The 12,685-nt window shown below is 59.5% G+C and carries 13 protein-coding genes; 6 read left to right on the plus strand and 7 right to left on the minus strand.

Annotated features, from left to right (window positions below; genetic code table 11):
- On the minus strand, positions 1 to 2,262 hold a 2,262-nt coding region (locus tag P8X48_09255; protein ID MEJ2107501.1), incomplete at its 3' end, for a diguanylate cyclase.
- Between the two features lie 252 nt (positions 2,263 to 2,514).
- Complete coding sequence (gene ppa / locus P8X48_09260; protein ID MEJ2107502.1) at positions 2,515 to 3,063, minus strand: inorganic diphosphatase; 549 nt, start codon at positions 3,061 to 3,063, stop codon at positions 2,515 to 2,517.
- A 252-nt stretch (positions 3,064 to 3,315) separates the two neighbouring features.
- On the opposite strand from ppa, the gene P8X48_09265 reads away from it, so the two are divergent.
- The gene (locus tag P8X48_09265) at positions 3,316 to 3,726 is read left to right on the plus strand and encodes a MaoC family dehydratase (protein MEJ2107503.1); all 411 of its coding nucleotides are present in this window, start codon (positions 3,316 to 3,318) and stop codon (positions 3,724 to 3,726) included.
- Positions 3,727 to 3,781: 55 nt separating this feature from the next.
- On the opposite strand, the gene P8X48_09270 is transcribed toward P8X48_09265, so the two are convergent.
- The gene (locus tag P8X48_09270; protein MEJ2107504.1) at positions 3,782 to 4,084 is read right to left on the minus strand and encodes a DUF202 domain-containing protein; all 303 of its coding nucleotides are present in this window, start codon (positions 4,082 to 4,084) and stop codon (positions 3,782 to 3,784) included.
- Positions 4,085 to 4,462: 378 nt separating this feature from the next.
- On the opposite strand from P8X48_09270, the gene P8X48_09275 reads away from it, so the two are divergent.
- From P8X48_09275 to P8X48_09285, 3 genes are all read left to right on the plus strand, one after another.
- Positions 4,463 to 4,954 (plus strand): RDD family protein, encoded by a 492-nt coding sequence (locus P8X48_09275; protein MEJ2107505.1) that lies wholly within the window; start codon positions 4,463 to 4,465, stop codon positions 4,952 to 4,954.
- Positions 4,955 to 4,971: 17 nt separating this feature from the next.
- Positions 4,972 to 5,748: a methyltransferase domain-containing protein gene (locus P8X48_09280; protein MEJ2107506.1), complete on the plus strand. Its 777-nt coding sequence runs from the start codon at positions 4,972 to 4,974 to the stop codon at positions 5,746 to 5,748.
- A gap of 71 nt (positions 5,749 to 5,819) precedes the next feature.
- Positions 5,820 to 6,773 (plus strand): HPP family protein, encoded by a 954-nt coding sequence (locus P8X48_09285; GenBank protein ID MEJ2107507.1) that lies wholly within the window; start codon positions 5,820 to 5,822, stop codon positions 6,771 to 6,773.
- A 1-nt stretch (position 6,774) separates the two neighbouring features.
- Here P8X48_09285 and P8X48_09290 read toward each other — a convergent pair whose 3' ends face one another.
- Genes P8X48_09290 through P8X48_09305 form a run of 4 tightly spaced genes read right to left on the minus strand, consistent with a single transcriptional unit; the run spans position 6,775 to position 10,318 of the window.
- Positions 6,775 to 7,209: a zf-TFIIB domain-containing protein gene (locus tag P8X48_09290; GenBank protein ID MEJ2107508.1), complete on the minus strand. Its 435-nt coding sequence runs from the start codon at positions 7,207 to 7,209 to the stop codon at positions 6,775 to 6,777.
- A gap of 20 nt (positions 7,210 to 7,229) precedes the next feature.
- Positions 7,230 to 7,712: a TerB family tellurite resistance protein gene (locus tag P8X48_09295; GenBank protein ID MEJ2107509.1), complete on the minus strand. Its 483-nt coding sequence runs from the start codon at positions 7,710 to 7,712 to the stop codon at positions 7,230 to 7,232.
- The gene (gene ccoS / locus P8X48_09300; GenBank protein ID MEJ2107510.1) at positions 7,709 to 7,891 is read right to left on the minus strand and encodes a cbb3-type cytochrome oxidase assembly protein CcoS; all 183 of its coding nucleotides are present in this window, start codon (positions 7,889 to 7,891) and stop codon (positions 7,709 to 7,711) included. Before ccoS ends, P8X48_09295 begins: the two co-directional genes overlap by 4 nt.
- A 9-nt stretch (positions 7,892 to 7,900) precedes the next feature.
- Positions 7,901 to 10,318: a heavy metal translocating P-type ATPase gene (locus P8X48_09305; GenBank protein MEJ2107511.1), complete on the minus strand. Its 2,418-nt coding sequence runs from the start codon at positions 10,316 to 10,318 to the stop codon at positions 7,901 to 7,903.
- 315 nt (positions 10,319 to 10,633) lie between these two features.
- Here P8X48_09305 and P8X48_09310 point away from each other — a divergent pair, with 315 nt between their 5' ends.
- Both P8X48_09310 and ccoN read left to right on the plus strand, forming a co-directional pair.
- A complete protein-coding gene (locus tag P8X48_09310; protein MEJ2107512.1) occupies positions 10,634 to 11,236 on the plus strand; it encodes a Yip1 family protein in 603 nt (200 codons plus the stop codon).
- 43 nt (positions 11,237 to 11,279) lie between these two features.
- Positions 11,280 to 12,685: cytochrome-c oxidase, cbb3-type subunit I (gene ccoN, locus P8X48_09315; GenBank protein ID MEJ2107513.1), on the plus strand; the 1,406-nt coding region annotated here is incomplete at its 3' end.

The following is a 12,685-nucleotide window of genomic DNA, read 5'->3' on the forward strand; positions in this document are numbered from 1 at the left end:
TGGGTCATGCGTCAGGCATGCATGAAGTATGTCTACAAAGGACTGCGCCAGATTCCGTTGCCGAAACTGGCGGGGCGAGACGTTTACCACTACCCGTTGCAGATCGATGCCGTCGTCCTTCCAGCGACGATACTGCATGCATGCCTGACGCATGACCCATTCGCCCAGGGAAACGATAATTCCCGATTCTTCGGCAACCGGGACAAAGCTAGAGGGAGAAACGGAGCCCAGTGTGGGATGGTCCCAGCGGAGCAGAGTCTCCGCCGCAACCGTCATGTTCCCGTCGGCCGCAAGAATCGGCTGGTAGGCGACGTGCAGTTGATTCTCTTCGATGGCGTGGCGCAGGTTGGTTTCAATGACCAGCCGCTCCGTGGCGACACGGTTCATTTCCGGGGCATAGAACTGGAAGTTGTTGCGGCCGGCGGATTTTGCGTGGTACATGGCAATGTCGCTGTTTTTCATCAGGGTCTCGACATCCTTTCCGTCTTCCGGGAAGACGGCGATGCCGACGCTGGCGTTTACGTGCAGCTCGCGGTTGCCGATGGAGTATGGTTGGGAAATCCGCTGAAGAACATTGGTGGCAACGACCCCTGAATCCTGGGCATCCCCGAGCTCGGTGACCACGACAATGAACTCATCACCACCCTGGCGCGCAACGGTGTCCTTTTCCCGAACACATTCCTGAATGCGCGTTGCCACAGCCTCAAGCAACATGTCGCCAACATCGTGACCGAGCGAGTCATTGATGGTCTTGAAATTGTCCAGATCGAGAAACAGGACCGCAACCCGGATTCCGTGACGATGCCCGTGAATGATCGCCTGCTGGACACGGTCTTGCAGCAGGTTTCGGTTGGGAAGGCCGGTCAGGGCATCGTGATTGGCCAGGTGCAGGATCTTTTCCTCTTTGGCCTTCAGGTCCGTCAAATCCCTGAGAGCCCCGATGTAAACAGTACGATCATCAAGCTCCATATCGGAAATCTTGAGGCCCACCGGAAATGTGCTGCCATCCGTGCGACAGCCGGTTACTTCCTGGCCAAAATGTTCCTCCACCGAATCGGCCGCAAGCAGCCGCTGCAGGTAAAGTCGGCTGTCCAGGTCCCGGTCATGATGGCGAAGCAGCAGACCAATACTCTTGCCTCTCAGGGACTTGCTATCGTAGCCAAACATGGATTCGACAGCAGAGTTGGCGGATTCGATATGACCTGAATCGGAGAGGGTGATGATCCCTTCGTCCACGTTTTCCAGCACTGCCCGGGTTCGCGTCTCGGTGTCGCGAAGCAGCGCATTGGCATCATGCGCCTCTTTCTCCGACATCAGTACCTGGCTAATCAGCGGGGTCACCAGCCAGCGCAGCAGGGCTACACCGATGGCGACGATCAGGAGCACTACAATCAGGATGTAGCGAGCTTCCCTCCACACCGGGGCAAAGAGCTCCGAGGTGTCAATCTTCAGAACCATGCCCAGGCCAAGATTTCCGATGGGAGCGTAGGCCGCAACCACCCGTTTCTGTCGATAGTCGCGCGCGACCACCACGCCCGTTTTGCCATTCAAGGCATGGCTCATGGGCAAGGGCGCACCATTGATGATTCGTGCTTGGTGGGGAAACACATGACCGCTGATCTGTGTCGGGAAACACTTCATGTACAGATGGTCATCGGGAAGCGGGGAACAGATCGCGATCTCGCCGGTCTTGCCCAGGCCGATTTTTGCGGTCAGGAAGGCATCCAGCGCGGGATGGCGGGAATAGACCGTGACGAGGCCGAACAGCCTTGCCTCCTTTCTGACCTCCACGGTGGTCCCGAGGACAAACCCGTTGTTCCAGGCGAGGCGGGCCCTGGGTCGCAGCGGCAGGGGCACGGAAATCTCATTGTCGAGCTTTTCTCCGGCGGTAACCACAGGATGAGCGTCATGCGCGAGGGAAAATTCGATCCGGGAAGTGCCGTCGGTCAGGAGTGAGTGGGCAATGCGCCTCAGGGTAGCAAGCTCACGCGGGTCCGAAGGGTTCGATTGCAGGGCCCCGAGAGATCCAATGACATCGGGGTGGTCCGCGATGTGGCGCGCAGCGGCATCGGTTTCCTGGATTTCGAGGCGGAACTGGTCGGCCCGTGTCTGCAGGGACAGCAACATTCCCCGGCTGAGCAGGGCCTCGGCGTTGTTTTTCATCACCGTGAAAACCACGAAACCGGTTACGAGGGTGGCGATGATCAGGACTACGCCCGCGATGATACTGATGCGCCGGGATTTGGCGGTGAGATTCTGCATGTGGACCGTGTTTCCCTCACTTTGCCCTTTCTCTTCCTGGTGCCGGGGCGCGGCCGGCCGCCTATAGGCACGTCGCCAACTGGGTTATCGACTGGATGGGACCCCCGGAAAGGTGCCAGTGTGTAACCCCCTGGCGCCGACGGTGAACCTAGCATAGTTGCTTCCGGGCCCGCCCGCACCGCATTTGTGCATTTTGTTACTAAATTCCGGCCCTGCCGCGCATTCCCCTCGCCGCCAGTGGGTTAAGCAGCACTAGAAATAAGGTTTTTCCGGGGCTTCCTGGAATCGCTGGACGCTGGAGGCCAACTCCTTGCGGGCTGCTTCGGGACCGGTCCAGCCTTCCACCTTGACCCATTTGTTGGGTTCGAGGTCCTTGTAGTGCTCGAAAAAATGGGCAATTTGGGCAAGCAATTGGGCCGGCATGTCGTCCGGGTCCTGTGCGCCACGATAGAGCATGCACAGACGGTCGACGGGTACGGCAAGGACCTTGGCATCAGGGCCGGATTCATCCTCCATCTTGAGCAGGCCCACGGCCCGGCAGTGAATTACGGAGCCGGAAATCAGGGGTACCGGGGTCACCACCAGCACGTCCACCGGGTCGCCATCCTCTGACAGCGTGTGGGGCACATAGCCGTAGTTACACGGGTAGTGCATGGCCGTGTTCATGAAGCGGTCGACGAACATCGCCCCCGTCTCCTTGTCGACCTCGTATTTCACGGGGTCGGAATGGGCCGGAATTTCGATGATGACATTGAATTCGTCCGGGAATTTCTTGCCCGGACCGACACGATCGAGGTTCATGCCTTGCCTTGGGGATTGCCGAGGGGGCGGGAGTATACCTATATATATCAGCAGGGCCTAATGGGGCACCCGCGCCGGCTCGGCTGGCCGCCGCGCCTATTGCGGGCTCTGGATTCGAAGCAGTTCTCCACGCTATCTTCCAATGCGAGGCGGTTGGTGGTTTGCGAGACGGGCGCGGTCTTGATTCCAGAATCTGTTGTGTTGGGGGAACTTATGGGAACGAGCAGTGAGGTTTGGCCAAACGGAATGCCTTTGCCCGGGGATACGGCCCGGCGCTCCCGCACGGTTGCGGCGGCGGACATCGAACTGTTCACCCAAATCAGCGGCGATCGAAACCCCCTGCACTACGACGAGGATCTTGCCCGGAACACCCGCTTTGGCGGTATCGTGGTACAGGGCGGAGTTACCAGTGCGATTCTGAATGCGGTAGTTGCAGAAGATCTCCCCGGGCCAGGGACGGTATTCCTGCAGGTGAACTGGAGCTTCAAGGCACCGGTCCGGCCGGGCGATACGATCACAGGTGAGGTGCGGATCACGAGCGTGCGCGAGGACAAACCGATCACGGAGCTGGATACCCGCGTGTTCCTGGCCGACGGTACCGAGGTGCTAACTGGAACCGCCGTTTGCTACACCATGGCGCTTGCTGGAATCGGGTCGGGATAGACAGACCGGACCCGTGCGGGAAGAATCCGGCCCCCGTCCTTGGCGCTTCCGCGCCCTAGGCCGCTTCGTCGCCGGTACGCAGCGCCGAGGCAAGTCGTTGCTCCAGTTCCTTTTCTTTTTTCACGAGTTTGCGCAGACGAATGGTATTGGCGACAAATTCCCGGGTTCCGACGAAGAACACAACAACACCCAGGGCCATGAGGCCGTAGCCGGAGATCTCGAAAAACCGGTGGTGGATCAGGTGTACGAACGCGATTCCCAGGGCCAGCAATGCCGCAGCCGTGCGGCCATAGGCCAGGAACGTGCGTTTGTTGGCGAGCACGGTCCGGTCCAGCGCCAGCCAGTCTCGCAGGATCATTTCTTCACTTTTGAATTCAGCGTATGGATCAGCAATCACAATGAGAGTACCTCTGCTTCATAACGATCTATCGACGACGCAGCAACGCGCGGCGGCCGCAGGCCGGACGGGAAGCCGCGCACGCCCGTGTCTGATGTGTCAGGTTGTTTCCCGGACCACGCATCCCGTCGATGGCCGGAGTGGGGTTCAGCTGCGGCGGATTCTCAGGAATCCGACATGCCTACTAACGTGGCGGCGATGTTATCAAATTACAAGTCTATGAATTGAAAAGGTTTCGTAATGAATTGGTGAAATCCTTCCCGCCATCGGTATCCTTTTGGTGAGTCGAGCCGCAAGTTCGTATGATGCGGCATGGTGAAGTGGAAACAGGAGTCGGGGATGAATGAGCCGCAACAACAGAAGTACGTGGGTTTCTGGTTGCGGTTCCTCGCCTTCCTGATCGACAGCATTCTCGCCACCGCGGTGATTGTCCCGATACTTTCCCTGTTCTTCGGATCAACTGAGTCTCTTGATCTGGATGTGCTCCTGGGCAGTTCGACCGGCGAGCAGGTGCAGTATCTGATGCGGGAGACTTTCTCGCCCACCAGCACGCTGCAGTCCCTGCTGCAACTGGTCCTCTCGGCGCTCGCCGTGATCCTGTTCTGGATCAGTCGTTCGGCTACCCCGGGCAAGATGGCGATCGGTGCCGAGATCATCGATGCCCGCACCGGCGGCAAGCCGACGACGGGGCAGTTCATTGGCCGGTATTTTGCCTACTATATTTCCATGCTCCCGCTGTTTCTTGGCTTCTTGTGGATTGCCTTCGACCGTCGCAAGCAGGGATGGCACGACAAGCTCGCCGGCACGGTGGTCGTCCGCAAGCGTCATTGACCATCCGGGTAGTCGCCGTGAAAGACAGGAGCGGTGTGCAGCGACACGAGCAGGAAGCCGGGGCCAACTTGCGGCGATGGCATGACAAGCCGGTCCTGCAGAAGATCTACCGGGAATTCCATCAATTGATCGCGAGGCAACTCGCCGATGTTCCCGGCGATGTGGTCGAGATTGGTTCCGGTATCGGCAATATCCGCGAGGTGATCCCGCAATGCATACGCACGGATCTGTATGCGTCTGCCGGGGTGGACCAGGTAGAAAATGCGTATCAACTCTCCTTTGCGGATGCATCGGTCTCCAACCTGATCCTGTTTGATGTTTTCCATCATCTGCGTTATCCGGGTGAAGCCTTGCACGAATTCGCACGTGTGCTGGCACCCGGAGGCCGCGTAATCGTGTTCGAACCGTGTGTCAGCTTGTTGGGTCTGGTGGTCTATGGCCCCTTGCACCCGGAACCGCTTGCCTTGCGCAGACCCATCACCTGGTCTGCACCCGCGAACTGGAACGCCGCCGACGCGGGCTACTATGCGGCACAGGGCAATGCCTCGCGCATATTTCTCGGCCATGCCTACGCGAACGAACTGAAATCCTGGCGGCGGATACGCTGCACGCGGCTGGCGGCCCTGTCGTACGTGGCATCCGGCGGATACTCGGGCCCGCAGCTCTATCCGGACGCTCTTTATCCCGTGATCCGCGCCCTGGATCGAATCCTGAATCCCTTGCCGTGGATCTTCGCCACGCGCCTGTTGGCGGTGATGGAGAAAGCGGACGCCAGTTCGGGACAGCGGGATTAAAATTGGTATATGATATACTTGTTTACACGCCCCAATAAGAACAGCCAGCTGCCTGGAGCAGTACAGAACCCATGAATCCCAATCTCACGCGGCTCGCCGAGTTGTTCGGCATCGAGCCCGGTCGCGCCAGTCATGTCGAACGCCTGGTATCTGCCGCCGGCGGCTTCGCGGGAATCTTTGGTGTTGCCTGGGTCAGTCTCTATTTCGTCGGCCCCCAGGCGGCGATGTTGGTCGTTGCCTCCATGGGCGCATCGGCAGTCCTGCTGTTTGCCGTCCCCCATGGTCCCTTGTCCCAGCCCTGGGCACTGATCGGCGGTCACCTGGTCTCGTCCATCATTGGTGTTTCCTGCGTGAAGCTCCTTGGCACAGGGTTCTTTTCCGCGGCAGTGGCCGTGGGCCTGGCCATCGGCACCATGCACTACCTGCGTTGCATACATCCGCCGGGGGGTGCGACGGCCCTGACGGCGGTACTCGCCGGCGGAGTAACGCACAAGCTGGGATACATGTACGTACTGACTCCGGTCATGCTGAACACCGCGATCATTTTCACCGTAGCGCTCGCGGTGAATGCCTTCTTTCCCTGGCGCCGCTACCCCGTTGCCCTGGTGCGTTGGCGTCAGTCCCGACCGGCGGAAGAGGAAGAAGAGGGAGTGGTTCCGGAGATCAGCCACGAAGACTTCGTGTACGCCATGCGGCAGATGGATTCCTTTATCGATGTGACCGAATCCGATCTGGCGCACATCTACGAGTTGGCACGGGAACATGCCCATGGTCTGCCAATGAAGCCGGACGAGATCCGTCTCGGACGTTTCTACACCAATGGCAAGTTCGGGCCGCACTGGGCAGTGCGCCAGGTGATCGACGAGTCGCCGAGTTCAGATGTGAGCAAGGACAAGGTGATCTACATGACGGTGGCGGGCGAGAACCGCCGCCGATCGGGCACTTCCACGCGGCGTGAGTTCGCCGCCTGGGCGCGGCACGAGGTGCATCGGGATGAGACCACCTGGCGCCGGATTGGCGACTGACTCAACGGCGGCCAAACATCCGGTTCAGACTGCCCCAGAATCCGCGGCGAATGGCGCCCGCCTCGATCCGCGAGCGTTCGAAGAACAGTTCCAGCTTCATGATCTCGCCTTCATCCAGCCAGATCCCGCCGCAGTGGGGACAGGAATCGACCATGACCTGGGAACAGTAGGCGTACTCGTGGTTTTCCATGGGCGAACTGCACGCCGGGCAAGTCAGTGAGCGCGCAGTCATCTGTTCCGCCCGTTCGAAGGCGCCCTCGATCAGATTGGGCATTTTCTTCAGTTCTGGTGTGTAGTCGTTGTCCAGACTCTCTTCGATAGCCTCCAGCTTCCCCTTCTCCAGCCACAACCCGCCGCACTCGGGACAGGCATCAACGGCGATATCCGATTCGTAGATTTTTTTCGTCAACTCAGCATGGTCACGTGGACACTTCATGTACTGCCTCCCCCGGCTTCTTATAACGCTTCATTCTCGCGCCCGGTATCCCGCAACGCGCTGTGTTTGGCCGCCACGATCATTTCGCGCGGAACATAGATCAGATTGGCAATCTTGCGAATCAAGTGTTCCTCGTACTTGTCCACGCGTCCGTCGGCGAGGGCCACGCGCCACATCATCTCGATGATTACCACTTTTTCTTCTGGTGTACATGCCTTGTTGATGAGGGATGTATAGTGGAAATAGTCGGTCGATTTCCGCGATTCCACTTCTGCCTCATTGATGAGCTCGTCGGCTTCCGCGGCTGTAAGGTTGAGTTCGCCCTGAATCGCCTGTTTGACTTCCTCCAGCTCTTCCGGCTCCGCGTGAAAATCCGCCCGTGCCATTTCCAGCAGCAAGGCAGCGGTGGCGGTGCGGAGACGTTCACGGCTGTGACCGTCTTCGAGCGATGCGCGGTCTTTCTCCAGGTAGCGCTCAAAGTAGTGTCGGATACTGGCGATCATGACTCCTTTTCCGGTTTGGCCTCTTTCCCGGAGCCGATGCCATCATCGTCCATCAGGATGCGATGGGCCGGACCTTCCAGGTCGTCGAACTGTCCGGATCGCACGGACCAAAGGAAAAACCAGATGATCAGTGCCACCAGGACCAGCGCCAGGGGGATCAGCATGTAAATGATTTCCACCGTATTTCCTCACTGCGTTCGGGTCAGTCGCAGGGCATTTGCCACTACCAGGAACGAGCTTGCGGACATGCCCAGTGCAGCCATCCATGGAGCCACCATGCCCGCAACTGCCAACGGTAGGGCAATGACATTGTACAGCACGGCCCAGCCAAGATTCTGCCGGATTACACCCAGGGTCCGGTGGGCGCCGTCAAATCCCCGCGAAATCTGCGATAAGCCTGGCGATAGCAGGATCATGTCCGCGCTTGCCGCCGCCAGTTGCGTGCCGCTGCCCATGGCGATCGAGACATCAGCGCCGGCGAGCACAGGTGCATCGTTCACGCCGTCACCCACCATCGCCACGCGCTTTCCTTGTTGCTGCAGGGCCCTGATCTGTTCGAGTTTCTGCTCGGGTTTGAGTTCCCATTCCACATGATCTACACCGAGTTCCCGGGCCAGGCCCCGGGTTGCCTGTTCGTGGTCGCCGCTGAGCAGCCAGACCGCGCGGCCGCCGGCCTGTAGCGCTCGGACCAGCTCTGCCGCACCGGGTCGAAGACGATCGCCAAGGACGAACAGGGCCTGTGGGCCTTTGCGGTTGGCAAGCCACACGACCGTTTGATCCTTGCCGTCGACAGGGCTGATTGCCTTGCCGGAAGCGGAGGCGACAAAGTTGCGATTCCCGATAAACCAGATCTCGTCGTCGATGCGCCCGCTGATCCCGCCACCCGGTGTGTTGATGATTTCGCTTGCACGTGGTGCGCCGGGCTGGCGCAACGCGGCGGCAATCGGGTGTTCCGAGCGTGCCTCCAGGGCGGCGGCAAGGTCCAGGATGCGCGCGGCAGTCAGGTTGCCCAGGGTGCGGGTTTCCAACAGGCGCAGGCGTCCTTCGGTCAGGGTTCCGGTCTTGTCGAAGACCACGATATTGGAGCGTGCCAGCGCCTCAAGGGCGTGGCCGCGGGTCGCCAGCAGTCCGAGGCGCGCAAGGGCGCCCGTGCCAGCGGTCAGCGCCGCCGGTGTAGCCAGCGACAGGGCACAGGGGCAGGTCACGACCAGCACGGAGACGGTGATTGCCAGGGCCCTTTCGGCATCGTGCCACACCCAGTAGGCAGTAGTGGCCGCGGCGATGCTCAGCACCGCCAGCACGAAAACGGAGGCGGCGCGATCCGCCAATCGCGCGACTTGCGGTTTCTCGGCCTGCGCCCGTTCCAGCAGCCGTACGATTCCTGCCAAAACGGTGTCCTCGCCGATTCGCATGGTCTCAACGGTTACCGGGCTGTCGAGGACAATGCTTCCGCCGACGATGGCATCGTCCGCGGCCCTGGCAATGGGACGCGATTCCCCGGTCAGTATGGCCTCGTCCACATTGGCCCGGCCTTCACGTACCTCGCCGTCCGCGGGCACCGTTTCCCCGGGCCGCACCAGAACCAGATCTCCCACCTGCAGTTCACCAACCGGAATCTGTTCCTCGTTTCCATCCGTCAGGCGGGTGGCCATGGCCGGACTTGCATGCACCAGCGAGCGGGTTGCCTCCGCCGATCGCATGCGGGCAACGAGTTCGAAGTAGCGCGCACTCAGCAGAAAGAAGACGAACATCACGACGGAGTCGTAGTACACATGGCCATGGCCCTGCCAGGTAGACCAGAGTGAACCGGCAAAGGCGATGGAGATGCCGAGCGATACCGGTACGTCCATCCCTGCCTGCCGGTGGCGCAGGTCTCGTATGGCGGCCGCAAAAAACGGGCGCGCCGCGAAGATCAGAACCGGAATCGTCAGACCCAGGCTGATCCAGTAAAAGAAGCGCCGAAAACCTTCCTCCATGCCATACCAGTCGCCGGTATACAGCGCCACTGCCAGGATCATGACCTGCATTCCCAGCACCCCGGCAATGCCGATCCGTTTCAGTTGCTGTTTGCGCTCGTTTTCCTGTAACCGCTCCTGGTGGCTGGGATCGTAGGGGTGGGCGATGTAACCGATATCGTGTATGGCCTGCAGGATCTGTGACAACTTGAGACGGGAACCGTCCCAGCGAATCTGGGCGCGATGGGTAGCGTAGTTGACATTGACGTCCAGAATACCGGGAAGCGTCGCCAGGTGACGCTCGTTCAACCAGATGCATGCCGCGCAGGTGATCCCTTCCAGTATCAGGGAAGCCTCGCGAATGTCACCGGGCTCAACGTGAACGAAACTCTTTTGCACCTCGGGGTGGTCGTAGGCCCGGGCCTGGCGCAGGAAATCGGGAACGATCTGTCCGGTGGGGGCGTTCTCCGTTCGATACTTGTAAAAGTCGTCCAGACCGCTGTCGACGATGGCCTGGGCGACCGCTTCACATCCGGCGCAACACATGGCGCGGGCCTTGCCGCCGATCTCCACCTGAAAACGGGTACCGGGGGGCACGGGCAAGCCACAATGAAAGCACGCTTGCTTTTCCGGTCTGGAATTTGTAGTCATTGGATTCAGGCGTCTTGCGCCGGGAAGCGGCTCGGAGAAACTTCTGGTGATATTGTATCGCGGTCGACGGACCCTACGGGTCAGGTAAGGCCTTTGTATTGATCTGAATCAAGCACCGCGGCAAGGCGAATGTGAATAATCGGTTCATCGTTTGCCAACGCGATGATACGCGGTAGAATATTAGAAAACGATAATATACCAATTTACTAGGTTTTTTCTGCTGAACAGGGAGATTTTTCACCTGAAAAAGTGGGCGATCCGGGCAATCGGAAGAACCCACGCAGGCCAGACCGGTACAGAAGAGGAGTGCACGCAATGGTGCTGAACCATGTTTGGGGCCTCATGGTCCATCCGCGAGCTGAGTGGAAGCGCATCCACGACGCGCGCTGTAGTGTTACACGCTGTTACTGTTCGCACGTACTGTTCCTCGCCGCGATTCCCGCTATCGCGGGCTACATCGGTACGGTTTATGTGGGCTGGTCAGTGGCCGGTGGACCGGTGATCACGCTCGAATCCGGCAGCGCCTTGCGCATCGCCATCGCTTTCTTTGTTGCCATGCTGGTCACCGTGTTCGCGGTGGGCAAGCTGATTCACTGGATGGGTCAGACCTACAACGCCAAGCAACCGTTGTCGGCGTGCATCGGTCTTGCCGCGTATGCAGCGACGCCGTTGTTCCTGACCGGCATCACGCTTCTCTATCCGGTACCGTGGCTGAATTTCCTGATCGGGATTTTCGCCCTTTCCTACACCGTGTATCTGCTTTATCTCGGATTGCCTACCATGATGGAAATCACCGAAGAGAGAGGGTTTCTGTTTTCCAGCGCGGTGCTGGCGGTGGGTCTGGTCATGCTGGTGGGCTTGTTGGCCGCCAGCGTGATCCTTTGGAGTTCCGGGATCGGTCCGGTCTTTACCGGCTGATCCGGCGTCGTTTTCTTTTTCTCAGCAATTGAACGGGGGGCAAATGGCCGCTCAAGAAACATACAACTACAAGGTGGTTCGGCAATTCGCCATCATGACCATCGTCTGGGGCATCGTCGGCATGGCCGTTGGCGTGTACATCGCCGCGGAAATGGCGTTTCCGGCGCTGAACTTCAACATTCCGTGGTTGAGTTTCGGCCGGTTGCGGCCGCTGCACACGAACGCGGTGATCTTCGCCTTCGGCGGCTCGGCCCTGTTCGCGACTTCATACTATGTCGTGCAGCGCACCTGCCATGCGCGCCTGTTTGCGCCGGCACTGGCGGCGTTCACCTTCTGGGGCTGGCAACTCGTCATCGTCGCGGCGGCGATTTCCCTGCCCCTTGGATACACAACGTCCAAGGAATACGCAGAGCTGGAATGGCCTATCGATATCCTGATCACCATCGTGTGGGTCGCCTACGCCCTGGTGTTCTTCGGAACCATCGTGAAACGCAAGGTGAAACATATCTATGTCGCCAACTGGTTCTATGGAGCCTTCATCATTACGATCGCGGTTCTGCACGTGGTGAACAATGCGGAGATCCCGGTTTCGTATATGAAGTCCTACTCCGTATACGCCGGGGTACAGGATGCCATGGTGCAATGGTGGTACGGGCATAACGCCGTCGGCTTCTTCCTGACCGCCGGTTTCCTCGGCATCATGTACTACTTCGTTCCCAAGCAGGCAGAGCGACCGGTATATTCGTATCGCCTGTCGGTGGTGCACTTCTGGGCCCTGATCTTCACGTACATCTGGGCCGGCCCCCATCATCTTCACTACTCGGCACTGCCGGACTGGACCCAGTCCCTGGGCATGGTGTTCTCCCTCATCCTGCTGGCGCCGAGCTGGGGCGGCATGATCAACGGCATCATGACCCTGTCCGGCGCCTGGCAGAAGCTGCGCACGGACCCGGTACTGCGTTTCCTGATTGTGTCGGTGTCTTTCTACGGCATGTCCACCTTTGAAGGACCGATGATGTCCATCAAGACGGTCAACGCCCTGTCCCACGACACTGACTGGACCATCGGTCATGTGCATTCGGGCGCCCTCGGCTGGGTGGCTCTGATATCCATGGGTGCCATGTACTACCTGATTCCGCGGCTCTTCGGTCGCAAGATCCACAGTGTGAAGTTGATTGAAGTGCATTTCTGGATCGCAACCGTGGGGATCATCCTGTACATCACGGCCATGTGGGTCTCGGGTGTCATGCAGGGCCTGATGTGGCGCGCGGTTAACCCCGATGGGACGCTGACCTACAGCTTTGTGGAAAGCGTGGAGGCCATGCATCCGTTCTATATCGTGCGACTGCTGGGTGGCGTGCTGTTCCTCAGCGGTATCCTTATCATGGCGTACAACCTGTGGAAGACCATTGCCGGGGCCAAACCGGTGGAGGCGCTGATACCGGAACC

This window comes from Acidiferrobacteraceae bacterium (genome assembly GCA_037388825.1).
Lineage (GTDB): Bacteria > Pseudomonadota > Gammaproteobacteria > Acidiferrobacterales > JAJDNE01 > JARRJV01.